Source organism: Longimicrobium sp. (genome assembly GCA_036389795.1).
Lineage (GTDB): Bacteria > Gemmatimonadota > Gemmatimonadetes > Longimicrobiales > Longimicrobiaceae > Longimicrobium.
On sequence record DASVWD010000118.1, the window covers coordinates 1 to 24,066 of the forward strand.

Here is a 24,066-nt window from a genome sequence, read left to right on the forward strand (position 1 = left end):
CACCCATGTCGTGCTTTCGAGGGTTCGCGGACGGATGGTTGCTTCGACACCACCCATCTTACCGCGGCTCAAGAAGATGCGACATGGGTTCTTTCGTTCTATGCCCTCCAATGCTGATTTCAGGCGAATAACCAAGGATCAGAGCAGAGTTTATCGTGCATAAGTACCTAACGCTCTGCTCAATTGCATCGAACTCCAGACGCCAGACGTCTGAACCATCGATAGAAGGCAAAATTGTCTGTTCAAACCAGCTTCTCCATTCCAATAGATCTCCCTGCCCAGAGCTATTCAATAGGGAAACTCCGAGACGAGTGAAGGACCGTAGCAATGGAGTGACCACCATCTGCGCATTTGTGGCATCAACGAACAGGCGACTCGCAGCCGGCCTTATGCCTCCGCCACGAACGTCGACCGCGAACCCTCCGCGCCCCAAGAAAAATTCTTCTCGCTCGGCTGTCCCGGTCATAGGATCCCAGGAAACAATACCCGCTGGCAATCGAATCCCGTATAGGGCTAGTGCTTCAGTTGAATGGAAAAAACTAAACTCTCTCGCTAGGTCAACTTCGCGATCTGCCCATTCCATCCCCCCACGTAGTAGCGCCTCAGCGGCCACCTTATCAGCATACCAAGGGATGGAATTCCGAGTGTCGTTCTTCAGCGATCTAAGGATCGCGAGTTGCTCGTCAGATGAGAAATTGCTCCAAGCATGTGAAAAATATGGACTATCGAGCCCGTCGAAGGGGTTAGTCAATGTCGCAATCCCATCAGCAATCCTGGCAATTAAATCGGAACGAGTTATCTTCAAATTAGATCTTCGGGCGCGATAGAGTTGGTTCACCTCCCCAACAAAAGAGGCAGCGCCTGAACAACTAAGATAACGTCCGATCTCCAGGTAACCACTTGATAGGCGAGCTTCGCCGGCCTCTCCGCGTAATAACCAGACCCATGCTTGTCCATCCAAATGTGAAGCGAACTCATATTGATCCAGCGGTACACGCACAGGGACAAGGAGGGAATCTAATACTTTCGTAACACCCTGCTCATCAGTGTGTATCCGCATATCCCTGCCGAACTTGTCCAGTGCGCTGGGCTTGAGCTCTTCGTTACGCCATCTCCGTGTTGTAATCACGTTAACTTCACCGGAACTGCCGCGATATATACGCGTTTCGTATTCCACGTTTACAGCGAACAGATCAAGCACCTTCAATACATCGATTTCGATGTCGGGGCGCAGATGCACGGTGATCCTCGTCCCCGGAAATCTCGGCGGCCCTTCTTCGGCGTCGCTGACAGGGCGTGCGGGAAAGTCGGTGCGCTCGGGCTCGGGGAGTTGCTGGATAGTGGAGTACTTTGTCGGGCCCTCAATCTCAATGTGGAGCGGCTGGCTTCCTACGCGGTAGGTCTCCACCTTGAACCTGTCCGCGACCATAAAGCAGGAGAGGATACCGATGCCAAACTGTGAGGTTGCCTCCAACTCGACGCCGGCTTCCGCGAGCCGCTGTCGCTCCACGTCGAACTCGGGGGATTTGTAGTAACTGCGGCCGACGCGCATGAAGTAGTTCTCGACGATCCGCCGCGACATCCCCATTCCGTTGTCTTGGAACACGATGCGCGGGTCCTTTGAATTGTCGGAGTAATCCCACACCGCGATGCGGGCCTCGTACGGCGCGCCGGCGGCCTTCGCGTGCGCCTCGCGGGTACGACAGGCGTCGAGGGCGTTCTGGAGCAACTCGCGGAGGAAGAGACTGGGGTCCGGGTACAGGCTCTTGTCCATCAGCAGCTGCATGATCCGCTCGTAGTCCAGCTGGAAGCGGAACGCGCCCGCCAAGTAGCTCCGGTCCTCCATCTCCACCTGCCGCCGGTCCACCACCGGCGGCAGGTTCAGCTCGTAGCGCTCGGCGACGGGCTTCGGCGCCTCCCTGACCAGCACGCGGCAATCGCGCAGTTCGGCGTCGATCCAGTCCAGGAACTCCATCACGGCCACGTAGAACGCCGGGTGTGTGCACGGAGCCGCGTACCTCACCTCGTGCTCGTCCACGTGCCAGCCCTTCACCTGAAGGTGCTTGTTCCACTCCTCCCACGACTTCTCTTCGGTGAAGGCCAGGTGCTGGAAGACGGACACAGGCGTGCGTGACCGGTCGAAGTCCATGATGTCGGCCAGCCGGAGACAGCACGCCAGATATTGTTCGTTCACCGGGACGCCGGGGAGTGGGCGGTTGGTCGCTAGACGGGCGACCGCCTTCTCCGGATTGCGCGGGTCGTTGCTCTCCAGCACACCCCACCCGTGGCTCTCGCAGACGCGCAGCACGGCGGGCGTTAGGTCCGTTCCGCGGAACTCCAACTTTCCCGCCAAGTGCTTCCTGACCACGTCCGCCGCGCGCTCCGGGTGCAGGCGGCGGAAGTATTCCGCCAGCAGCGCATCTTGGAGCGTGGCGGCGCGCAGGTGCTCGCCAGCCGCACGAGCCTTTGCCAGCAGCGCTGCGCGCTCTCCCTGTCCCGCCTCGAACCGTCGGTACCCGTCCGACACGAGCGCTGCCGTCTTCTCCGCGTCCGAAACGTACATCCCGGAGTCGTGGAGGAGCGCAGAGAGCGCCAGGATTGTTAGTTCTACCGCGTTCAGCCGCTTTAGCGTCTTCACGGGGATGAACCTCCCCATCAGGTCGATCAGGTTGCGGCTGTGCTGGATGTCGTGCTCCGTATATTGCCTGAACGTCTGCGGTATCTGCTTGAGTAGCGGTCCGATCGTCTCTGCCGCGCCGAGCACCATCGCGACGAGCTGCTCTACCTCAGCCTTCGAGATGTCGTCCCGCCCCGCGCTTCGGCGAAGGTGGTTGAGCAGCGGGAGATTGGCGATCTGGTCGGCGTAGTGGGCCATGAGGGGCTGAATCAACACAAGGATGTTAGGGGAGGCGACTGAGAACCGCTCGGATGGAACGAGAAAAGCTAGAGCGAGTCCTCGCGAGGAGCAACAATTGAGAGCGTGGCTCATGCTACTACGCTCGTGTGCCGACCGCCTCGCCGCTCACGCGCTTCTTCACAGCCCCCGCCCCGCCCACGGCTCGTTCGCCTCCAGGCAGTCCATCAACTCGATGTAGATGCGGCGCGCGGCCTCGGTGAAGTCCTCGTCGCTGGCGTCGGCGAAGGGGAGGAGGGCGGCGCGGATGCGCTCGGAGAGGGTGCCGGTCTCGATCACCCGCTCCACCAGGTCCAGGTACGGCGCCTCGGCCGGCTGGACGACCGTGCGCGCGCCCTCCAGCAGCCGGCGCAATACGTCGCGCACGTCGGCGCGCCCCGTCTCGTCGCGCTCCACCTCCAGGTGCGGGGCGGCGACCACGGCCGCGCTCCCGCGGTGGATCGACTCGCGGAAGTCCTCCACCAGCACCTCGTGCGGCGGCAGCCGGGTCCGCCCGGCGAGGAGCTCCCCGGTGAGGTGCTGCAGCGCGGAGCGCACGAAGGCGGCGACCGCCACGTCCATCTTCACGCACTCCTGCGTGTCCAGCACCCGCACCTCCATCGCCCGGCGGCTGAAGCGCAGGATGGCGCCGCGCGTGTTGAAGAACTCGTGGCGGATGTGCTCCGTCCCCGGCTTCTTCAGCCGGTCGAGCGCGGCGTACATCGGCTGCAGGACGTCGCGCCGGTACGCGGCGAAGCTGTCCACGTACTCCGGCACGATCTGGCCGCAGCTCTCGGGGATGCGCGCCTGGTGCCGGAGGATCCACGCCATGCGCGCGTCCGCCGCCTCCTGCAGGTCTCCGTCGTGCATCGGGCTGCTGGCGGCCAGGGCGGGGAGGTAGGGGACGAGGAGCGCGGCCGCCGTGTGCATCGCCATCGTCTCGCGCTCGCTCCCGAAGGGGAGGTTCAGGTGCGCGGCGTGCACGTTCATCCACCCGTGCGTGCGCACGTCGAAGAGCTGCGCGTAGGTGGTGTAGATGCGCAGCCCCGAGCGCGTCCACAGCCGCCCCTTCCGCGGGTCGAACCAGGGGTGCATCCCCGTGGGCATCAGGCGCGCGTCGAACTCGTCGCGCAGCACCGCGGCGAAGCGCTGCAGCCCCTCCACCAGCGCGGCCTCGGCGTCCGCCAGCGAGCGCACCGGCTCCATCGTCTTCACCTCGAAGACGTGGTCGGCGATCTCGTTGGAGAAGCCCACCGCCCCCAGGTCCACGTCGCTCACCCCGCGCCCCGCCAGCACGCGGAAGGCGGGCTCCACCAGGGCAACCACGTTCAGGTCGCGGTCCACCGTGGGGTACTCCAGCTCCATCCCCGCCACCTCGAAGGCCCGCCACCTCCCCCCGCCGCCCGAAGCCGGCGCCACGCGGATCGGCGCGCGCATCCGCCGGAGCGCGGGCTCCGGCTCGTCGTCCCCCGGCGCGTCCGGCGCGGCGGGGGACACCTCCTCCACGCGGCGGACGAAGTACTCCACCAGGTCCTCGTAGACGGCGTTGCCGTCGGCCGTGTCCTCGTAGCCCACGTCGAGGTTGGGGTTGTCGTTGACCTCGATCACCACCGGCCCGCGCGGCGTCTCCTTGAGGTCCACCCCGTAGAGCCCGTCGCCGATCAGCCGCGCCGCCCGGAGCGCCGTCTCCACCACCTCGGGCGGCGCCTCCCCGCGCGGCACGGCCTGCACCTTCCCGTAGCGCTCCGTCCCCCGCGTCTCGGTGCGGATCTGCCAGTGCCCGCGCGCCATGTGGTAGCGCGCCGCGAAGAGGAGCCGCCCCCCCAGCACGGTGACCCGCCAGTCGAACTCCGTGGGCAGCCACTCCTGCGCGATCAGCAGCGGCGAGCGGCGCAGCATCTCCCGCGCGCGCTCGAGGTACACCTCGCGCGACTCGCACTTGTGCACCGCCGCCGAGAACGAGCCGTCGGGGAGCTTGAGCACGAACGGCAGCCCCAGCTCCTCCACCTGCTCCCACGGCGTGTGGGCGGTGAGGATGAGCGTCCGGGGCGTCGGCACCTCCTCGCGGCGGAGCAGCTCTTCCAGGAACACCTTGTTGGAGCAGCGGATGATCGACTGCGAGTCGTCGACCACCGGCATGTCGAGCGCCTCGGCGCGCAGCGCGAACTGGAACGCCGGCTGGCTGACGCCGGTGAGCGCGCGGATGAAGAGCGCGTCGTACTCGGGGAGCTTGCGCAGGTCGCCCAGCCCGATGCGGTGCGCGTGCACGTTCATCCGCGCCGCCACGCGCTCCAGCCGGTCGATCGTCTCGGGGGACGAGGGGCTGAACGGGTCGCCGGGGTCCACGAGGACGGCCAGCGAGGCGCGCACCGTCTCGCGCGGGGCCTCTCTCCCGCGGCGGAGCACGCGCTGCTGGTCGGCCAGCGCCCCGCCCAGCCTCACCCGCTCCTCGGGGTGGAGGTGGTGCGGCGGCACGGCGGCCACCCGCGTCACCTTCCAGCACTCCTCCTCGTGCACCAGCTGCAGCCGCAGCACCGGCGCCGGCCACTCGCGGTAGACGGCCAGCGCCGCCCGCCCGAAGCGCGCGTCCGGGCAGCCGCCCAGGTACACCAGCGTCTCCACCACCTCGTCGGGCCGCGCCTCGCGGTAGCGCTCCTCCCCCTCCTCGCGCCAGCACACCAGCGGCGCGGGGAAAGGGCGCCGCGTCGTCTCCTCCTCGCCGCAGTCCGGGTCCGGCTCGGCGGGCGGCGGCAGGCCCAGGGCGCGGCGGCGCGCGCGCATGTCGCCCGCGTCGACCGTGTCCACCCCCGCCTCCTGCAGGGCGCGGAAGCAGCCGTACGGCTCGGCCAGCCCCTGGATCGTCTCCACGGTGGGGATCACCGGCTGCCCGCGCGCGTCGGCCAGGAGCGAGACGTAGTAGCCCTTGCTCCCGTAGCGGGTGGAGCGGCAGAGGTTCACCACCACCGTGCGGCGGTCGGCCAGCTCCTCGCCGCCCTCCAGGTAGCGGTCGGCGTCGACGACGGACTCGGGCGGAAGGGCGGCGGCGTCCTGCGGATGGGAGACCACGACGAGCACGCGCCTGCGGCTCACGCGCGCACCTCCGCCGGCCACACCTCCAGCAGCACGGCGTCGTAGGTGACGTCGCCCAGCAGGATCGAGTTGATGAGCCGCTCGGCGTTCACCCAGATGCGCGCCTCGGCCGCGTCGGGGAAGTACTCGAACGGGTCGAGGACGACGAGCCGCCGCCCCCACTGGTCGTAGCCGCTGATCACCACGAAGTGGCCGGTGGGGTCGCCGCGCACGTCGTCGTCCACCGACCGGTCGAGCATCTCGTCCCAGCGCTCGCGGGGGTGGCGGTAGAGGTAGGTGGCCGAGAGCCCGGCCAGGATCGGGTGCTCGCGGTCGATGATGCGCTTCAGCAGCGAGGGCGTCAGCTCGTCGAACGCCAGCTCGCCTCCCATCTCCAGGAAGCGGATGTAGGCGCGGGCGGCGCGCAGGCGCTTGGCGTCCTGCAAAAAGGGGAAGCGCGCGTGGATCTTTTCCGCCAGCTGGTCGCGCGGCAGCTGCTCCCAGGTGGGGTCGAAGATGCGCAGGTCGTACGAGTAGATGCGCGCGCGGAAGCCCCGCTTGAGCGCCGCGATGCCCAGGAAGACGGCCAGCGTCCCCCCGTCCTCGTTGCGCTCCAGCGCGTTGACGATCTCGTCCATGTCCACCTGCAGCCCGTAGAAGTCGTAGACCTTCCGCAGGCAGGTGGGCCCGCACGACACGTCGTCGGGCTGCACGAAGCGCCGCACGGGGAGCTCGTGCGAGCTGCGCGAGTCCCGCGTGGCGCGCTCGTCCGGGGCGAGCACCGGGGGCGCGAACGCCATCTTCCCTCTCCTAAGACCGATCCAACCGGCGAAGGCGCTTCCACTTGCGCCGCGAAGCCCCGGCGAGCGGAGCAACGCCCGTACCAGCGGGCGTCTCCGGACACGGGCGCCACCCCGCGTCTCTCCCGATCACGAAAGCCTCACACGGAGGAAACGGAGTCAACGGAGAACAGCAGGGGTTCTCCGTTGACTCCGTGTGAGGCTTTTCGGTAGAGGTTCGAATCACACCCCGCAGCCGGCGGTGGCGAGCACCTGCTTGCGCAGCCCCGACAGCCGGTACACGGTGGTCCAGCCGCCCTCGTAGTACTGGCCGCGCGCGACGATCTCGTAGACGCCGTCGCCGTCCAGGTCCAGCACGGCGGCCAGGGAGTAGCGGTTGAGGATCTCCTCGTCGCTCGTTTTGGGGTGGTACTCCTCCTCCAGCATCACCGTGCGGACGGCGCCCGCGACCACCTTGCGGACGAAGAGGAGCGAGTAGTCGCCCGCCTCCACCCGGATCCCGCGGTCGGTGCGGCCCGAGTGCGCGGAGATGATCATCTCGTCGGTGCCGTCGCCCTCCAGGTCCACACGCGTGGCCCCGGTCATCCGCACGCTCGGGTCGGCGATGCCGTGGCGGGCCAGCATCTGGCGGACGGACGCGACCCAGGGGTCCGAGGCCGGGTACACCTGCCGGGCCGGGCGGGGGAGCGCGTCCCCGGCCCCGCCGACGGCCACCTCGCCGCCCTGGCGCGCCGGCGAGAGCCCCACCGAGTAGGTGTCGGGGCAGGGGTCCTCGATCGACTTCGGCCGGCTCCCCGCCGACTCGCCCAGCAGCCGGCCGGCGCCGTAGACGCGGTAGCGCTCCCGCCCGCGCAGCAGGCGGGCCACCTGCTCCCCCGGCCGCCAGGCGCCGTTCACCGTGCCGCCCAGCAGGTAGCCGCTCTTCGCGTCCACCACCGGCCGCACCCGCGGCTGCGGCGCGCCGCCCACCCCCGCCGCCAGCAGCACCGCGCACCCCGCCAGCCGCACCGCGACGCAGGATCGCCGCATTCTCCACCTCCGTCCCAGGACCACCGCCCAAGATAAAAGTGCGTGGATGCCTCCGCACCCACGCACTTCGCACTTCGCACTTCGCACTGCAGTTCAGGCCTTCGGCGTCTCCTTCGCCGGCACCGTGCGCAGGTACATCCACAGCGCGCGGATCTCGTCGTCGGTCATCCGGCCGCTGGAGGCCCAGGGCATGGAGGCGTCGATCGCGGTGCCGCTGGGGCGGACCCCGGTGCGCAGGGCGCGGAAGAAGTCGGCCTCGCTCCAGTTCCCGAGCGCGGCCGGGGCCGGCGTCAGGTTGGCGGCCGGCGGACCATTCGGGTCGTGCGAGGGCGCGCCCGCCAGGTCGGCGCCGTGGCACCCGGTGCACCCGCCCACCGTCGCCAGGTACCTGCCGTACTCGACGGTGACGCCCGGGGCGGCGGGCAGGCGCGGCGCGGAGTGGTCCATCTTCTCCGCCGGGACCAGCGGGAGCTGGCCGGCCATGTAGAGGGCGCGGCCCAGCGTGCGGATCTCCGAGGCCGGCAGCTCGTTGTCCACCGGCGGCACCGTGCGCAGGTAGGCGATGATGGCGGCCACGTCCTGGTCGGAGAAGTGGTAGAACTCGGTGGACGGCATGATGAAGAGCCCGCGCCCGTCCTGCCCGACGCCGTGGCGGATGGCGCGCTCCAGCGCCGCGTCGTCGTACTTCGCCAGCACGCCGCCCCGGCCTGAGGTGAGGTTGCTGGCGATGACCGTCCCCAGCGGGCCGGCATCGAGGAACCGCGTCCCGCCCAGGTTCGCCCCGTGGCAGTCGCCGCACTTGCCCACCGCGGTGGCCAGGTGCCGCCCGCGCTCCACCAGTCCCGGCGCGGGCTGCACGGAAAGCGGCGCGGCGGCGATCTGCAGCTCGCGCCGGAAGCGCATCTCGCTGGCGGCGTACACCACCGCGACGGCGGCGAGCACCACCGCGACCAGGCCGCCGACGCCGATGCCGGTTCGTTTGATCCACTTGCGCATGAAGGTCGTCTCCGTCGGGGAAAGCGGGAGGGGGAAGCGAAGCGCCGCGGCCCGGGAGGTCGAGCCGGCGCGCGGAGGAGCGGGTGTCGGTGCGGGGCGATGCCCGGAGCGGGCCGGAGCTGCGGAAGCCGGAGCGGCCGGTGGACGCGCTCCGGAGCGCTACAGGGTAAACGGCCGGTGGCGGCGCGTCAAGGAATTCGTGCGGATCTCGAAGCGGCGCGCGGACTTGCGCCCATTCCGCGCCTCCGCGTGCGGCGGCCCGACGAGGGGGAGTGGGACGTGGATGTCCCATGCAGAGCAGCAGAGCCGGCAGAGGAACCCTGGTTCTCTGCTGACTCTGCTGCTCTGCGTGAGACAGGCAGTTTCCCGCCTAGCCCGGTTTCGGCGCCAGCTTGAGGGTCCAGTCGGCCAGCGCCTCCAGGAGCCTGCGGACCCAGGTGCGCGTGGCCTCGTCGGTCAGGCGGCCCTCGGCGTCGAACTTCTCGTGGGCGCGGAAGACGAGCACCTCGGGCTGCGGCAGCGCGGGGGAATTGGTGAAGACGAACGCCTGGCGGAGCTGCGACTGCGCCCGCGCCGTCCCCGTCTGCCCCGGGCTGGCGCCGAAGAGCGCGGCCGGCTTCCCCGCCAGGGGCGAGCGCAGCGGCGGGCGCGACGCCCAGTCGATGGCGTTCTTGAGCACGCCGGGGACGCCGTGGTTGTACTCGGGCGTGGCCACCAGGATGGCGTCCGCCCGCCGGATCGCCTCGCGGAAGCGCTCCACCGGCTCGGGGATCCCCGCGCGCTCCACGTCCTCGTCGAAGAGCGGGATGTCCTTCAGGTCGTGGATCTCGATGGTCATCCCCTCCGGTGCCAGTTCCCGTGCCGCGCGCAGCAGCATCCGGTTGTACGACCCCTCGCGCAGGCTCCCCGCGAACCCCAGCACCGTCAGTGGCCGGCGGGCGACGTTGGTGGTCTCGGACATCTGTCCCCGTCCCTTCTTTTTCAGGTGTCGCCAACGACGAAACGGCGAACTGCTCGAACCACCGGTTTGGGCGTGTCCCTCCGCTGCGCTCCGGGCCGGGCTGCGCGCGCGGTAGGGCACGATACGACCGTGCCCAACCGCGCCGGGCCACCGCCGCCACATAACCCCGTGGCGGCGGCGTCCCGGCCCTCCGGGCGCGCATCCCTCACGCGGGTTTATCGTCGCGCGATTCCTCTCCCGCGACGACTTCGGTAGGGGCGAGCCTGCGAGTCCGTACGATGGCAGCCCCGGCACGTTGGCCCGCCTTCCGCGCACCCGCCGCCATCCTCCGGTCGAAGCATGCCTCGCCCCCGCGAGACCTCGCTCCGCACGTCACGAGCGAAGCGAGGAGGTCCCTCTCCCGCGCAGCGGGGGAGGGACAGGCGTGCCAGGCGCCAGGGAGGGGGCCCCCGCCTCGCGCCGCTCCCCGCCGAAGCGCGTTCGACCTTCCGCACTTCGCACTTCAGTGCAAAGGCGCCAGCCCCGCCTCGATCTCCTCCCGCTGCCCCTCCAGCCACGCCGGCAGCTGCAGCGCAGTCCCCAGCTCCGCCTCGCCCTCGTCCACCGTGAAGCCGGGGCCGTCGGTGGCGATCTCCAGCAGCAGCCCGTCCGGCGCGCGGAAGTAGATGCTGGTGAAGTAGTCGCGGTCCAGCACCGGCGAGACCTCCACCCCCAGCCCCAGCAGGTGGTCGCGCCACTCCATCTGCTGCTCGGCGCTCGCCGCGCGGAACGCCACGTGGTGCGTCTGCCCCACCCCGCCGCGCGCCCGGCGCCCGTTCGGCGGGAAGCCGAAGAGCGTGAACGAGCTGTGCGGCGCCACCGCGTGCCCGTCGTACGCGCCCCAGAACCAGTGCGGCATCGACGGGTCGTCCTGATTCACCGTGCGCTTGATCAGCCGCATCCCCAGCGCCTGCGAATAGAAGTCGTTCGCGCGCTCCACGTCGCCGGTGATGGCGCTCACGTGGTGGATGCCGTCCAGCGCCATGTCGGGGGTGATCGCCGGCACCGGCTCGGGCCAGGTGCGCGCCAGGATCGCCGCCTCGTCGCGGGTCCCCGCCAGGTTCTCCGCCCCCGGCACGATCTCCCGCCGCCCCAGCGCGTCCGCCGGCTCGTCGAGCGTGTAGCCGGGGCCCTTCGTGGCGATCTCCAGGATCTGCCCGTCGGGGTCGGTGAAGTAGATGCTGTGGAACCAGCGCCGGTCGTACGGCCCGCTCACCCGCACCCCGTGGTCGGCGAGGCGCCGCTTCCACTTCAGCAGCCCTGCTTCCGCCTCCACCCCCATCGCCACGTGGTGCACGCCGCCGACCCCCGGGTTCCCCCGCGGCGCGCCGCCCCAGTCGAAGAAGGTGAGCAGCGTCCCCGGGCGCCCCGTGCGGTCGCCGAAGTACAGGTGGTAGGCGCCCGGGTCGTCGAAGTTGACCGTGCGCTTCACCAGCCCCAGCCCCAGCACCCCGCGGTAGAAGTCCAGCGTGCGCTGCGCGTCCCCCGACACCATGGTCACGTGGTGCAGCCCCTGCGTCGCGAGCGGCGTCATCGTATTCTCTCCATCAATGTTTCACTACTGAGATATCCGACCAAAACGAAAGCGGATCACCCCTCCGCCTTCTCCCCCGCCGCCGGCGCCGCGCCCCCGGCCAGGGCGCGCAGCAGGCGGATGGCCTCGCGCTTCTCCTTCTTCCCCAGCCCCGAAACGGCCTGCTTGATGCGCGCGGCGTGCTCGGGGAAGATCCGGCGCACCAGCGCCTCGCCCGCGGACGTGAGCGCGGCGATGCGGGCGCGGCGGTCGCCGGGGCAGTCGCGGCGCTCCACCAGCCCCCGCTTCTCCAGCCGGTCCACCAGGTAGGTGATGCCGCCGCTGGAGACCAGGATGCGCCGCTGCACCTCGCCCAGCAGCATGGGGCCCTTGTGGAAGAGCGCCTCCAGCACCCCGAACTCGGCCGGCGTGAGCCCGTGCCGGGCCACGTCGTCCGCCACCTGCGCGGCGACCGCGTTGTAGGCCCGCGCCAGCGCGACCCACGTCCGCAGCGCCAGCGTCTGCCCCTCCTCGCGGGTCTCCCCGCCCTCGGCCGGTTCGATGCGCGTATTCATCTCAGGACTAAGATATACGCCGTGTCAAGGGAGTCAAGGCTTTCGGCCGGCGCTTCCTCGCAAGTCGATACGCTCCGGGTACAGCGCCGGGTGATGCCATTTGCGGAGGACTGTTCGAGCCCGAAGTCCGTAATTGAATGTCTCACACGGAGTCAGCAAGCGAATCCGCTGGAGCGCGGCACGTCGTTGTAAATACTTGATGTTTCGGTAGAGTCCGCGAAGTGAGCACCAGCTGCAGGGCACCGTGGCCGCGCTGCCTCGTGCGCGTGCAGACGGCCCGAAACCTGCCAGAACCCTGCGCCTACCCCCACGAGCCGCCGGAGCATTCGCGGCTGGAGGCCCAATGCGGCTGCTGACGCTGAAATCGGTACTCGTCGCCACGGACCTCGGTGAGTCTTCCCCATCCGCACTCCGGAGCGCTGCCCGCCTGGCGACCCTCGCCGAGGCCAGGCTCCACCTGGTGCACGTCGCGGATCAGCCGGTCCCCGGTGACGAGTCCAGGCTGAGGGAGCTGTTCGAGGAGACCGCGCCGGACGCTCCTGGACTCGAGAGCGCCCAGGTCGTGGTTGGCACGCCAGCCGAGGCGATCCTGGACCGGGCCGCCCGCGTCGATGCGGACGTGGTGATCCTCGGGCCTCACCGTCGCGGCACCGGCCAGAAGGGAGAGCTGGGGGGCACGGCGGCGAGCGTCGTCCGTGCGGCCCCGTGTCCGTGCCTCGTCACGGCCATGGAGGTGCGCCTGCCGTTGGAGCGGGTCATCGCCGCGATCGACCTGTCGGAGGCAACCAGCGGGGTGCTGTCGGTCGCCCTGTCGTGGGCGTCGGCATTGCGCCCGCGGGGTGGGAAGGCGCGGCTCACCGCGCTGCACGTCACCTCGAGCCCCGGCGAGGACACCGTGCGGCGGGTGCGCGAGGAGGTCGAGCGGGCTCGCGCGCGTGCCCGGGGTGCCGCCTTCGTGGAAATCGACGAGCGGTTGGGTCCTGGCTCCGACCCGGCCGAGGAGATCCTGCGGCGTGCCGCCTCGGAATCCGCCGATCTGCTGGCGGTCGGAACCCGTGGCGTGGAGCACGCGTCGTCGGGTCTGGGCAGTGTGTCGGCGGCCGTCGCGCGCGCGACGCCGTGCCCCCTGCTGCTGGTGCCGCCCGCGACCTGGATGGACCAGGACAGCAGGCGAGCCTGAACTCGTCCCCCTGTAGCCGACCAGCCCTCCAGCTGATGAAGCGCCGTATGCGGTTCGGGGCCGTTCACCGGAGCCGCGTCGATGCTGCCCGTCCGGGTGTCCGTCACCGCGGGCGCGTCGCTCGTCTGCCGCGCCGGGCGGCGGCTCCTCCCCCGGGTCGCGGTGTGTCGCGGGGCCGAGCGGCCCCTACCTTCCCCGCCCACGAGGGCGGATCACTCGCCGGGAACGAGTCGTCCAGCGTGTCGTCGATCGGGTCAGGGTACGGCCGGGGCTGGCGCGGCCCCCGCCGCGGGGCGGCCTTGCGATCGTCGGTCCGCTCCGCGCTCTCCTCGTCCCGCCTCGGCGCGTCGGGGCTCTGCTTCCTGCGGGAGGTCATGGTCTTGCCCATCTCTCGGAGGTAGACCGCCAGCGGAGGGCGCTGCCGACCGCAAGTGCGTTCCGGACTTGCGGTTGGACGTGCACACACCGCCCGGGCCTGCGCGCTGCATGAACCAGACCCCGGGGAGCGGCGCGGCGCGCCGGCGCGGAAGCCCGGCCGGCGCCCGCGAAGCCGGTACGCATCTCGGTCTCGTCGCGGTTCTCGCCGTGCGCCGCCCCGTGCGCGGGCCGCACGTCGGGCGGGCCGCCAGGTCCGAGGACCCGGTCCCCGGCCACGGCCGCCAGCGCGAAAGCCGCCTCCGGGTATCCATCGCGGCCGTCGTCGGGCAGTGGGGATACGAGGTCGAGACGGGCATCGGCGAGCACGGGATCGTCGCCTCGACGACGGTCGGAGACAGCGGCAGGGCCACCGGGTCGCGCGGATTTCGACGCGGTGCCGATCCAGGAGGACGACTTCCTTTCCGGGTCAGCATGCTTCACTACGTGTTCGATCTGATGGGGGTGGCGGTCTTCGCCGTCAGCGGCGCGCTCGCCGCCAGTCGCAAGGGGCTCGACCTGTTCGGCATCGTGGTGGTCGCGACGATCACCGGCATCGGCGGGGGCACACTGCGAGATCTGCTCCTGGACCGTCACCCGATCTTCTGGATGCTCGACCCCACCTACCTCGCCGTCACCTGTGTCGCCGCGTTGCTCACGGTGGCCTACGTGCGCCGTCGGCCCGCCCCGGGTCGCGCCCTCCTCGTCGCGGATGCGCTGGGCCTCGCCCTGTTCGCCATCTCCGGAGCGCGAATCGCGGAGGCCGCCGGATTCGCGCCGGTCATCGTCGTACTGCTGGGAACCATGACGGGAGTGGCGGGCGGGATTCTGCGAGACGTGCTGAGCGCCGAGGTCCCGCTCATCCTCCAGCGCGACATCTACGCGACCGCGGCGATCGCGGGGATCTCGGTCTACCTGCTGCTGCAGACGCTCGGCTTGCCACGGCCTGCAGCGGGCGTGGTGGGGATGGTCTCGGTGGTGCTGCTTCGGCTGCTCGCCATCGTGCGCGGCCTGAGCCTGCCCGTCATCCGTCCTCCCCACGAGCCCTCGTCACCTCCATGAGGTCGTGCTTGTCCACGGCCGCCCCGCACGCGGACGGGTATCGCGCCACAGGCGGGGCCGCGCGCTGCGGCGGCAGCCTCCAGGTGCGGGCGGCCCTGGTCCCACCGCCCCGAAGAGCAGGAGCCGCTCGATCCTGGTCTGCGCAGGCAGGACGACTCTGACCGGGTCGACGCGCGGCGCGCGCTACGCGTTCCGGGGCAGCACCGTGTAGACCCTCGTGATGAAGCCCTGCAGCTCCGTCATGAAGTCGCGGAGGAACTCGGCCGTGCCGTCGTCGGTGACTTCGCCGTCGCCGGTGATGAGGCCGGGGGTGAACTGGATGTAGGCCTCGGGCGCGTTCATCTGCGGGGAGTTGCAGAAGCCGAGAATGCTGCGCAGGTGCTGCTGCCCGACCGCCGTCCCGATCTTTCCCGGCGAGGTGCCGATGACGGCGGACGGCTTGCGCGCGAAGGCGTTCTGGCCGTACGGGCGGCTCGCCCAGTCGATGGCGTTCTTCAGCCCGCCCGGGATCGAGCGGTTGTACTCCGGCGTGACGAAGAGCACGGCGTCCACCGCCGCGATGGCCGCCTTGAAGTCGCGGGCCACGGGGGGATAGTCCGCGTCGTAGTCGTAGCTGTAGATGGGGAGCCGCGACCAGTCGATCTCCTTCATCACCAGTCCCTCCGGGGCCAGCCGCGTCAGCGCGCGGGCGAGCTTCCGGTTGATCGATTCCCTGGCCAGGCTGCCGATGAGATATCCGACGGTGTAGGGGGTCATGACACTTCCTCCGGGCCGGGTTGCGGGGACCGGGTGCGCCGCCAGGACCGTGCCATGCCCCACCCCTCCTGCCGGAAGGCGGGCCATCGCACCGCCAGCTGCATCCCTGCCTATCTGCAGAGCGGCAGCAGCAGGACCGCGAAGAGCTGCCACACGATGGCGACCGCCGCGACCGCGCCGGTTCCCAGCGTGAGGGCCATCCGGAACCGCCGCTCCGGCACCGCGCGCTGCCGGCGGTAGCGCCGCAGCGCGTGCAGCACGACCAGCGCGGCCGCGATCACCGTCACCCCCACCAAGCCGGCCTGGAAGGCGGTCCGCGTGGCGGCGTCCGCCCCGCCCAGCCCCAGCTGGCAGGCGACCGCCGTCGGGGCGTAGACGGCCAGCAGATGGACCGCCCACACGAAGAACCCGAAGACGGTGTCGAGCAGCGGCAGCACCGTCCGCTCCTCCCGCGTCTCCGCCCCCGCGGCGCGGTCAGGGGAAGGCATGGGGGAACCCCGCGACCAGCAGGAGGACGAGCACCGCCGCCGCGGCGGTGAACCGCCACCAGAGCAGGCAGACGTGCAGCGTGAGGCTCCGCCAGGAGTCCATCATCCCCAGCACCAGGCGCGCGCTGCACCAGAGCGCCATCGCGGCGCCGACCGCGACGTGCAGCCCCGTGTAGCCCAGGATCGTCCACACCGCCGCCCCGTAGGCGTGGCGGGTGGGATCGGCGAGCTCCGGCAGCCACTCCCGGCCCACGGCCAGCCCTCCCGCCGCGACCAGCGCCGAGACCGCCAGCGAGGCCATCGCGAGCGTACGCCGGTCGCGCCGGTTGAGGCGCGCCGCGGCCTCGAACGCCGCCCACCCCGCCACGACGAGCACGGCGCAGAGCGCGGGCTCCGCGAAGGCGGGGAGCTGCGACCTGTCGGGCGGCCAGTGCGGCGGCTGCGTGGTCCAGAGGAAGAGGTACGCGAAGACGAAGGAGGCGGCCACCGCCGCGTCGGAGACCAGGAGCACCGCCATCGCCCACCAGCCGACGCTCCGGCTGCCGCTGGCGTACAGCGGCAGCGCCACGCCCCGGCCCGCGTCCGCCGGCTCCCGCGGCAGCGCCCGGTCCAGCGACCACATCCAGTACAGGTACGCGGCCGCGGCGACGATGCTCGCGACGATGCCGACGCTCACCAGCTTGACGGTCATCGCCCCGAAGACGACGGCCGTGGCCACGGCGGCCACGAAGGCCGTCCAGCCGGGGCCCGGGATGCGGAGGATCTGCTCCGGCTCGGCCGTCACCGGCGAGGTGACCAGCGCCTCGCGCTCCACGGTGGGCGCGTCGGGGAGGTAGCCGCGGCCGGACTCCTCGTCGTCCTGGAGCCTCGGCTGCTCCCAGAGCGGGTAGCGGGTGGTGACGGGGACCAGGCTGCGGAAGCCGTGCGGCGTCGTGGTCGCCACCCACTCCAGCGACGGCGCGCCCCAGGGGTTGCCGCCGGCCGGGCGGCCCCGGCGGAGGTGGCGCACGAAGTCGAGCGCGACCAGCAGCACGCCCGCCGCGAAGACGAAGGAGAAGACCGTGGCGGCCAGGTTCAGCGCGTCCCAGCCCATGCCGCCCGGATACGTGTACACGCGCCGCGGCATCCCGCGCAGCCCCGTGAGGTGCATGGGGAGGAACGCCGCGTTGAAGCCCACGAACATGAGCCAGAACGCCCAGCGCCCCACGCGCTCGGAGAGGAGCCGCCCCGTCACGGCCGGCGTCCAGTAGTAGATCGCCGCGAAGAGCGGGAAGACCATCCCCCCGATCAGCACGTAGTGGAAGTGCGCGACCACGAAGTAGGTGTCGTGCACCTGCCAGTCGTACGGGACGGCGGCCACCATCACGCCGGTCACCCCGCCGATGGTGAAGATGCAGAGGAAGCCCAGGATGAAGAGCATGGGCGCGCGCAGCACCGGCCGCCCCTCCCAGAGCGTGGCGATCCACGCGAAGACCTGGATCCCCATGGGGATGGCGATGGCCGAGCTGGCCGCCGCGAAGAAGGAGAGCGACAGCACCGGGAGGCCGGTCGTGAACATGTGGTGGACCCACAGCCCGAAGCTCAGGAACCCCACCGAGAGCGCCGACAGGGTGAGCCAGGTGTAGCCGACCAGCCGCGCGCGCGCGAAGGTGGGGAGCATCATCGACACCATCCCCGCCGCGGGGAGGAAGATGATGTAGACCTCCGGGTGCCCGAACAGCCAGAAGAGGTGCTGCCAGAGGAGCGGGTCGCCGCCCCGGGCGGGGTCGTAGAACGGCATCCCGAAGGCGCGCTCCAGCTCCAGCAGGATGTCGGCCGCGATCACCGTCGGCATCCCGATCATGATCATCGCGGCCGTGACCAGCATGTACCAGGCGAAGATCGGCATCCGGGAGAGCGTCATCCCCGGCGCCCGCGTCTTCAGGATCCCCACCACCAGCTCGACCGCCGCCGCCACGGCGGAGATCTCCACGAAGCCGAGCCCCAGCACCCACACGTCGGTGTTGAGCCCGGGCGAGTGCTCGGGGCCGGTGAGCGGCGGGTACATGAACCAGCCGCCGTCCGGCGCCACCCCGAAGAACAGGGAGGAGAAGACCATCACGCCGCCCAGGGCGTAGCACCAGTAGCCCAGCGACGACATCCGCGGGAACGGCATGTCGCGCGCTCCCAGCATCCCCGGCAGGAGGAGGACGGCCACCGCCTCCACCACCGGCACCGCGAAGAGGAACATCATCACGGTGCCGTGCATGGTGAAGAACTGGTTGTAGGCGTCCGCGTCCAGGAAGGTGCTGCCGGGACGGGCGAGCTGGATGCGCATCAGCAGCGCGAGCACCCCCGCGGCCAGGAAGAAGACGAGGCCCGTGGCGATGTAGAGGAGGCCGACGTGCGTGTTGTTGACCTCGGTGAAGAAGCCGAAGCGGCGCGGGAACGCCCACGCGGCGCGGAGCCGCTCCAGCCCGTCCGGCCCGCTCGACTGCGGGTGGAGCGCGGGGACGGCAGCCGTCGAACTCGCGGCCGCCGGGCTCGCCGCGCTCCCCTCGGGGGGCGGCGTCATTTCAGCGACTCCAGGTACGCGGCGAGGGCGCGCAGCTCACCGCCCCGGAGCCGGTCGTAGGACTGCATCTGGTTGCCAGGCTTCAGGTGCTGCGCGCTCGCGATCCAGGCGGCGAGGTTGCCCACCCCGCCGGGAAGCGTCCCCGCCCCGATGCTGCGCCGCGCGCCCACCTGGGTGAGGTCCGGCGCGGTGCGGCCGTCGGCCACGCCGCGCACCGCGTGGCACCCGCCGCACCCCAGCTCCACGAAGAGGCGGCGCCCGGCGCGCAGCTCGGCCGTGGGCGGCTCGCGCGCCGGCTGGCCCAGCCGGGCGAGCCACGCGTCGAACTCCGCGCGCGGCAGCACGACCACGTCGAAGGCCATCAGCGCGTGCTGCCGGCCGCAGTACTCGGCGCACTGGCCGCGGTAGACGCCGGGCCGGTCCGCCTGGAGCACCAGGCGCGTGATCCGGCCGGGGATCATGTCCACCTTTCCCGCCAGGTTCGGCACCCAGAAGCTGTGGATGACGTCGTCGGCGTGCAGCAGCAGCTCCACTGGCTCACCGGCCGGCAGCCGGAGCTCGTTGGCGGAAGGGAAGGCGGCCGGGGCCCCGCCCCGCCGGTACGACATCTCCCACCAGTACTGGTGTCCCGTGACCTGCACGGTGAGCCGGTCGGGCCGGGTCGGCGCGCGCATCCCGTGGCCCACGCTGAAGACGTAGGGGAGGAGCGCCGTCAGGGTGAGGAGCGGGAGCGCGACGCCGCCGCCCCAGAGGAAGAGCCTGCGGTTCACCGGCCCCTCGCGCGGGCGCAGGAAGGGAAGGAGCGCGAGCACGCTCACCAGCAGGACCACCACCGCCGCGATCCCGTACATCACGATCCCCAGCCGGTGGATGGACGCGGCCGAGGGCCCCGCCGGGTCGTGGACGGACTGCGGCCCGGCGCAGCCGGCCAGGAGCGCGAGGAGGAAGGGGGCGAGGCGCCGCGGGTCAGCGTTCATCCGGCGGCTCCAGCGTGTAGAGGTAGGCCGCCACGTCCCGGGCCTCCGCCAGGCTCATCCGCACGTCGGGCATCCCGGTGCCGGGGACGAAGGCGGGCGGGTCCTGGAGGAAGGCCACGAGGTTCCCCGGCGTGTTGGGGAGCTCCCCGGCGATGAAGCCCCGCCGCGCCATCCCGGCCAGCGGGGGGCCGGCCACCCCGATGGCACCGCGCACTCCCGGGATCGAGTGGCACCCCCCGCAGCCGTGGGCGCCGCCGGCGAGCAGGGCCTGTCCCCGCGCCGGGTCGCCGCCCGCCACCCGCTTCCCCTCCGCGGCGTTCTCCGACCGGTCGCAGCCGCCCGTCACGGCGCACGCCAGGAAAACGGCGCCCGCGAGCACGGGGAGCCGCGTGCGCACGTGCGTCACGGCGTGCCGCCCTGCAGCGTGCGCACGTACGCCGCGATCGCCCGGACGTCTTCGTCGCTCAATGGGGACGGGTGCAGGTCCGGCATGGGCGGGTTCGGGTTGCGGATGAACGCCGCGATGGCCGTCGTGTCCCGCCGCGTGCCGGGCACCAGCGCCGGGCCGCCGCCGCCGCCCTCGCCGTGCGACCCGTGGCATCCCGCACAGTTCTGCTCGTACAGGTCCACGCCCGCGACGCTCCCCGCCGGGATCACGCCCCGGGCGCCCACCCGCGGCAGCGAGATCGAGAGCGGGCCGTACGGCGGCGCCTCCAGCGCCATCACCACCACCTTGGGGCTCCCGGAGACGCCGAACGTGGACCGCGAGACGTTGCCGGAGGTAGTGGCCACGTACTGCGTGCCGTTCACGCTGTAGGTGACGACGCCTCCCGCGATCGCCCCGCCGGTCTGCGTGGTGAAGAGGATCTTCCCCGTCGCCTTGTCGAACGCGTAGAAGTTGCCGTCCAGGTCACCCGTGAACAGGAGGCCGCCCGCCGTCGGCGTCACGCCGGCCACGACGGGCTTCGGCGTGCGGTACCGCCAGCGCACCCGTCCGGTGGCGCCGTCCACCGCGGTCACCCACCCCGTCGAGGCTTCCGCGGAATCGCCCTCCAACCCGGTGCCCATGTACAGCTGCCCGGGCTTGTACGCGAGCTGCTCGCCCTGGCCCAGCGTGAAGGTGGCGCACCAGTCCACGGTCCCCACGAAGATGGTCCCGCTGGCGGCGTCGTACGCGGGTCCGTTCCACTCCACGCCGCCCAGCGCGCCGGGACAGGCGCGGATCCCTTCGGGCGTGGGCTTCTTGTCGGCGTTCAGGAGGGTGGTGATCGGCGTGGTGAACTCCGCCCGGTGCGTCGAGCGGTCCACGCCGAACAGGTTGCCGTCCTTGCCGGCGATCGCGACGCGCGGCCGGCCGCCACGAGGCGTGTAGAGCATGGGGGCGGCGCTCATGTCCCAGTCGAACCCGTCGTGCGGGACGGCCTGGAACCACCACTTGAGCGCGCCCGTCGCCGCGTCGAGCACCACCACCGAGTTGGTGAACAGGTTGTCCCCGGGGCGCGCGTCGGGCGCGAAGTCCGGGGCGGGGTTCCCCACCGGCACGAAGAGCTCGTTCGCGAGCGTGTCCAGCGTGTACGTGGTCCACATCGCCCCGCCGCCGCGCTCGGCGGTCGCGGGGATGTGCCAGGTCTCGGCGCCGCGCTCCGAGCCCATGGGGATGGTCCAGAACCGCCACTTCTCCCTCCCCGTGGCCGCGTCGAAGCCCATCACCCGGCCGCGGATCCCCCAGTCTCCCCCCGCCAGACCGATGAAGACCGTTCCGTTCCACGCGATCGGCGCGCTGCTCAGGAACTCGGCCACCGCGGGGTCGCCCACCTTCACGTCCCACACTTTCTCGCCGGTCGCGGCGTTGAACGCGGCGAGGCGCGTCCCGGGCATCCCGCGGTAGAGCCGGCCGCCCAGGTACGCCGCGCCGCGGTTGACCGCGATGGGGTCCTGCACCCCGGACGCGTCGACGTGGCGCCAGAAGACGGCGCACGTCGTCGCGTTCATGGCGACCGTGGTGTGGGAGGTGGTGAGGAACATGGTGTCGCCGACGACGACGGGCCCGGTCTGGAACGGCCCCTCCTCGCCCATGCGCAGCTCGCAGACGGTCTTGAGCTGCGCGACGTTGCGGGTGTTGATCTGGTCGAGCGGGGAAAAGCGCTGGCCGTCGTGGCTGTTGTTGTAGCCGAGCCAGCCGACGCTGTCCGAAGGTGATCGCGGGGAGTCGCCGCAGCCGGTGAGCGCGAGTCCCGCCACGAGGAGGGCGCGGGCTGCGAGACGCCCGCCGGTCGGGAACGGGCGCGGGGGAAGCTCGTTCATGGACGTTCACCCGCGTGAGGTGAGAACGGCCCCGTCGCTCCGGTGCGCCACCGGAAGCGTGCAGTGCGTGCACGCATTTCCAGGGCCGTGGCGCCCCCAACATGCACAGGCGCGGCGAGCGGTGAAACCGCGCACGCGGCAGGGAAAATCCGCGAGTCGCGACGCCGGAGGGGATCGCCCGCGGTGAGATGCCGCGGGGTGTATCGCACAGCCTCCCGGCCGCAGGGGAGGGGCGCGGTTTTCCGCCGAAGCGACCTCGTGGCGGGCTCCGCGCCGGGTGCAGTTCCCTGGTGTGCGGGTGGCATCTGCGATGCGTCACCTCCGCGCGCCCCCGCCGACGTACGCGACGCCGGCAGGGGGGCGGAGCGACCTCACGCTTTCCGCGCGTGCATCACCCTTCTCGACAGCGAGCCGTCCGTGAACGTGACCATCGTCGGGCCCGGGAACATGGGCCGGGGCATCGCGACCCGCCTGCTGGCGGGCGGCCACTCCGTCGTCCTCGTCGGGCGGGACCGCGAGCAGGCCGAGGCGCTCGCCCGGGAGCTCGGATCGCACGCGACGGAGGGGAGCGGCGTCCGCGCGGCGGAGGGACCCGGGGAAGCGATCCCCGCGAGCGACGTCGTCGTGCTGGCCCTGCCGTACCAGGCGACGCTGGCGTTCGTGCGGGAGTCGGGCGGGCTTCTCGCCGGCAATGTCGTGGTGGACATCTCCAACCCGCTGAACGAGCGCTTCGACGGCCTGGTCACCGAGGGCGGTCCCTCGGCGGCGGAGACGATCCGGGGGATGCTGCCCGGCGCGCGGGTGGTGAAGGCGTTCAACACCACGTTCGCGGGGACGCTGGTGACGGGGACCGTCGCCGGCCGCCCGCTCGACGTGTTCATCGCGGGGGACGACGAGGAGGCCAACGAGCGAGTCGCCGGGCTGGTGCGCGCGGGCGGGATGCGCGCGATCCCGCTCGGGCCGCTGGAGCGCTCCCGCCAGCTCGAGGCGCTCGGGTTCCTGGGCATCGCCTCGCAGGAGCGGCTCGGCACCAGCTTCATGTCCGGCTGGAAGCTCCTCCTCCCCGGCACCCCCGCGGACGAGCCGCACCACGGGTTCCCGAAGAACGCCGTCGTCGGCGTGTTCGACAACCCCGCCGCGGCGGCGGGGATCGCGAGCGCGTGCGCGGCGGCCGGGGTGGAGGACGCGGTCGAGGTTCTCTACGGAAGCCAGGGGAAGACCCACATCGCCCGGTCCATGGAGGGCGGCAGAGGGGTGCTGGAGATGCTGATGGGCTACGAGCACGAGCACGCGGAGCGGCACCTGCGGGAGCTGGACGCGGGGCACGCCGTGGTGGTCGTCCAGACGGACGACGAGGCCATGGCGCAACGCGTCGGCGAGGTGATGGCCCGGCACGGCGGCCGCTTCGTCAACCGCTACACCCGGTGGGCGGCCGTCAGCGTGGTGCCGTAGTCCCGTGGAATCCGGAGGCGGAGCGGCGGGTCCCCACGAACGTCCTGTTCGGCAACCTGGTCGGTGAGCTGGATGCTTCCGGGAGGGATTCGAGCGTCCCATCCCGCGACATGAACCTGCGTACCGTCAAGGGGCCAGCCTCCGCTACGCGGCGAGGAACGCTTCGACCCGATCTGTGGCGGTGACGCACCCCACTGCGCGGAACCCGCTTCCGGGCCGGCCAGCGGCTCGTGGCCGCCCTCGCCGATCGGACAGGATCCGGAAGCAAGCCGGGGAAAATGGTAGGAAGCCGGCCCGCCGCCATCCGGACGCGACGAAGCCCGCGGCTCCCTCCCGAGCCGCGGGCCTCTCGTCTCGTCCGAACCGGCCGGGTCAGCGGTTGGGCGCGGCGCCGCGGGTGCCGGGGCCGCGGAACTTGCCCTCCGCGAAGCCGCCGGTGTTGTAGCCGGCGTGGCCCCGCTCGTCGGTGGGGCGGCCGCGGGAGTCGTGGCGGCGCATCGGCGGCGCGTCGGGGCCCTCGGCGAAGCCCCACGAGCGCTCCGGCCCGCCGCGGCCCAGCGCCGGGCTGTGGGCGTTGTACTGCCGCAGGTAGGCGCTGTCGTAGCGAACCCCGCCCGAGCGCTCCCAGCGCGGCTCGTAGTCCACCTCGTAGCGCACCCGCTGCGCCGAGCGCATCCCGCCGCCGCCCTCGTACGCCTCGTGGTAGATCCCGTGGCGGTCGTAGCGGCCGTCGGGCCAGTCGTAGCGCCCGTCGAATCCGCCGTGGCCGCCCAGCTCGTACTGGTGGTGCAGCCGGTGGTCGCCGTAGGGCGCCTGGTGCGGGCCCGCGTCCATCCGGTACCCGTGGTAGGTGCCGTCGCGCCAGTTGGGGTCGGAGCGGTCGTCCCACCCCCACCCCGGGCCCATGCGCAGCCCCCGGTAGTCCAGTCCGTAGCGTGGCATGCTTTCCTCCTCCGTTTGAGCTTCCGCCGCGGAGGAAAGCAAGATTCCGGCCCGCGCATACG

The 24,066-nt window shown here is 71.2% G+C and carries 18 protein-coding genes; 3 read left to right on the top strand and 15 right to left on the bottom strand.

Annotation, left to right across the window (positions count from 1 at the left end; genetic code table 11):
- Positions 1 to 58: 58 nt before the first annotated feature.
- From VF746_16050 to VF746_16085, 8 genes are all read right to left on the bottom strand, one after another.
- Complete coding sequence (locus VF746_16050) at positions 59 to 2,875, bottom strand: hypothetical protein (protein HEX8693936.1); 2,817 nt, start codon at positions 2,873 to 2,875, stop codon at positions 59 to 61.
- 159 nt (positions 2,876 to 3,034) lie between these two features.
- Positions 3,035 to 5,983 carry a glutamate-cysteine ligase family protein gene (locus VF746_16055; protein ID HEX8693937.1) on the bottom strand — a complete coding sequence of 983 codons (2,949 nt, stop codon included), beginning with the start codon at positions 5,981 to 5,983 and terminating at the stop codon, positions 3,035 to 3,037.
- Complete coding sequence (locus tag VF746_16060) at positions 5,980 to 6,762, bottom strand: hypothetical protein (protein ID HEX8693938.1); 783 nt, start codon at positions 6,760 to 6,762, stop codon at positions 5,980 to 5,982. Before VF746_16060 ends, VF746_16055 begins: the two co-directional genes overlap by 4 nt.
- Positions 6,763 to 6,984: 222 nt before the next feature.
- Positions 6,985 to 7,791 (bottom strand): hypothetical protein, encoded by an 807-nt coding sequence (locus tag VF746_16065; GenBank protein HEX8693939.1) that lies wholly within the window; start codon positions 7,789 to 7,791, stop codon positions 6,985 to 6,987.
- Positions 7,792 to 7,884: 93 nt separating this feature from the next.
- Positions 7,885 to 8,787 (bottom strand): cytochrome c, encoded by a 903-nt coding sequence (locus VF746_16070; GenBank protein HEX8693940.1) that lies wholly within the window; start codon positions 8,785 to 8,787, stop codon positions 7,885 to 7,887.
- Positions 8,788 to 9,157: 370 nt separating this feature from the next.
- Entirely contained in the window at positions 9,158 to 9,748 is a 591-nt protein-coding gene (locus tag VF746_16075; protein HEX8693941.1) for an NADPH-dependent FMN reductase, read from the bottom strand.
- Between the two features lie 502 nt (positions 9,749 to 10,250).
- On the bottom strand, positions 10,251 to 11,321 hold the full coding sequence (locus VF746_16080) for a VOC family protein (protein HEX8693942.1): 1,071 nt from the start codon (positions 11,319 to 11,321) through the stop codon (positions 10,251 to 10,253).
- Between the two features lie 56 nt (positions 11,322 to 11,377).
- Entirely contained in the window at positions 11,378 to 11,875 is a 498-nt protein-coding gene (locus VF746_16085; protein ID HEX8693943.1) for a MarR family transcriptional regulator, read from the bottom strand.
- A 343-nt stretch (positions 11,876 to 12,218) separates the two neighbouring features.
- On the opposite strand from VF746_16085, the gene VF746_16090 reads away from it, so the two are divergent.
- Together VF746_16090 and VF746_16095 are read left to right on the top strand one after the other, a co-directional pair.
- The gene (locus VF746_16090; protein ID HEX8693944.1) at positions 12,219 to 13,055 is read left to right on the top strand and encodes a universal stress protein; all 837 of its coding nucleotides are present in this window, start codon (positions 12,219 to 12,221) and stop codon (positions 13,053 to 13,055) included.
- Between the two features lie 486 nt (positions 13,056 to 13,541).
- The gene (locus VF746_16095) at positions 13,542 to 14,531 is read left to right on the top strand and encodes a TRIC cation channel family protein (protein ID HEX8693945.1); all 990 of its coding nucleotides are present in this window, start codon (positions 13,542 to 13,544) and stop codon (positions 14,529 to 14,531) included.
- Positions 14,532 to 14,714: 183 nt separating this feature from the next.
- Here VF746_16095 and VF746_16100 read toward each other — a convergent pair whose 3' ends face one another.
- From VF746_16100 to VF746_16125, 6 genes are all read right to left on the bottom strand, one after another.
- A complete protein-coding gene (locus VF746_16100) occupies positions 14,715 to 15,287 on the bottom strand; it encodes an NADPH-dependent FMN reductase (protein ID HEX8693946.1) in 573 nt (190 codons plus the stop codon).
- 110 nt (positions 15,288 to 15,397) lie between these two features.
- Positions 15,398 to 15,775, bottom strand: a complete 378-nt coding sequence (locus tag VF746_16105) for a hypothetical protein (GenBank protein ID HEX8693947.1) — start codon at positions 15,773 to 15,775, stop codon at positions 15,398 to 15,400.
- Positions 15,762 to 18,329 (bottom strand): cytochrome c oxidase subunit I, encoded by a 2,568-nt coding sequence (gene ctaD, locus VF746_16110; protein ID HEX8693948.1) that lies wholly within the window; start codon positions 18,327 to 18,329, stop codon positions 15,762 to 15,764. The genes VF746_16105 and ctaD overlap by 14 nt, the downstream gene beginning before the upstream one ends.
- Positions 18,326 to 19,306: a cytochrome c oxidase subunit II gene (gene coxB / locus VF746_16115; GenBank protein HEX8693949.1), complete on the bottom strand. Its 981-nt coding sequence runs from the start codon at positions 19,304 to 19,306 to the stop codon at positions 18,326 to 18,328. Before coxB ends, ctaD begins: the two co-directional genes overlap by 4 nt.
- On the bottom strand, positions 19,296 to 19,712 hold the full coding sequence (locus VF746_16120) for a c-type cytochrome (protein ID HEX8693950.1): 417 nt from the start codon (positions 19,710 to 19,712) through the stop codon (positions 19,296 to 19,298). The genes coxB and VF746_16120 overlap by 11 nt, the downstream gene beginning before the upstream one ends.
- Positions 19,709 to 21,610 carry a PQQ-binding-like beta-propeller repeat protein gene (locus VF746_16125; GenBank protein ID HEX8693951.1) on the bottom strand — a complete coding sequence of 634 codons (1,902 nt, stop codon included), beginning with the start codon at positions 21,608 to 21,610 and terminating at the stop codon, positions 19,709 to 19,711. The genes VF746_16120 and VF746_16125 overlap by 4 nt, the downstream gene beginning before the upstream one ends.
- 417 nt (positions 21,611 to 22,027) lie before the next feature.
- Here VF746_16125 and VF746_16130 point away from each other — a divergent pair, with 417 nt between their 5' ends.
- Positions 22,028 to 23,062: an NAD(P)-binding domain-containing protein gene (locus VF746_16130; protein HEX8693952.1), complete on the top strand. Its 1,035-nt coding sequence runs from the start codon at positions 22,028 to 22,030 to the stop codon at positions 23,060 to 23,062.
- Between the two features lie 372 nt (positions 23,063 to 23,434).
- Here the strand turns inward: VF746_16130 and VF746_16135 are convergent, their stop codons facing one another.
- Positions 23,435 to 24,004 carry a hypothetical protein gene (locus VF746_16135; GenBank protein HEX8693953.1) on the bottom strand — a complete coding sequence of 190 codons (570 nt, stop codon included), beginning with the start codon at positions 24,002 to 24,004 and terminating at the stop codon, positions 23,435 to 23,437.
- Positions 24,005 to 24,066: the final 62 nt, after the last annotated feature.

Bases quoted from the DNA above. Each gene is read 5' to 3' on its own strand.
- VF746_16065 (HEX8693939.1), bottom strand. From the start codon at position 7,791: ATGCGGCGATCCTGCGTCGCGGTGCGGCTGGCGGGGTGCGCGGTGCTG.
- VF746_16070 (HEX8693940.1), bottom strand. From the start codon at position 8,787: ATGCGCAAGTGGATCAAACGAACCGGCATCGGCGTCGGCGGCCTGGTC.
- VF746_16105 (HEX8693947.1), bottom strand. From the start codon at position 15,775: ATGCCTTCCCCTGACCGCGCCGCGGGGGCGGAGACGCGGGAGGAGCGG.
- VF746_16125 (HEX8693951.1), bottom strand. From the start codon at position 21,610: ATGAACGAGCTTCCCCCGCGCCCGTTCCCGACCGGCGGGCGTCTCGCA.
- VF746_16075 (HEX8693941.1), bottom strand. From the start codon at position 9,748: ATGTCCGAGACCACCAACGTCGCCCGCCGGCCACTGACGGTGCTGGGG.
- ctaD (HEX8693948.1), bottom strand. From the start codon at position 18,329: ATGACGCCGCCCCCCGAGGGGAGCGCGGCGAGCCCGGCGGCCGCGAGT.
- VF746_16095 (HEX8693945.1), top strand. From the start codon at position 13,542: ATGAACCAGACCCCGGGGAGCGGCGCGGCGCGCCGGCGCGGAAGCCCG.
- VF746_16100 (HEX8693946.1), bottom strand. From the start codon at position 15,287: ATGACCCCCTACACCGTCGGATATCTCATCGGCAGCCTGGCCAGGGAA.
- coxB (HEX8693949.1), bottom strand. From the start codon at position 19,306: ATGAACGCTGACCCGCGGCGCCTCGCCCCCTTCCTCCTCGCGCTCCTG.
- VF746_16135 (HEX8693953.1), bottom strand. From the start codon at position 24,004: ATGCCACGCTACGGACTGGACTACCGGGGGCTGCGCATGGGCCCGGGG.
- VF746_16050 (HEX8693936.1), bottom strand. From the start codon at position 2,875: ATGGCCCACTACGCCGACCAGATCGCCAATCTCCCGCTGCTCAACCAC.
- VF746_16090 (HEX8693944.1), top strand. From the start codon at position 12,219: ATGCGGCTGCTGACGCTGAAATCGGTACTCGTCGCCACGGACCTCGGT.
- VF746_16060 (HEX8693938.1), bottom strand. From the start codon at position 6,762: ATGGCGTTCGCGCCCCCGGTGCTCGCCCCGGACGAGCGCGCCACGCGG.
- VF746_16085 (HEX8693943.1), bottom strand. From the start codon at position 11,875: ATGAATACGCGCATCGAACCGGCCGAGGGCGGGGAGACCCGCGAGGAG.
- VF746_16080 (HEX8693942.1), bottom strand. From the start codon at position 11,321: ATGACGCCGCTCGCGACGCAGGGGCTGCACCACGTGACCATGGTGTCG.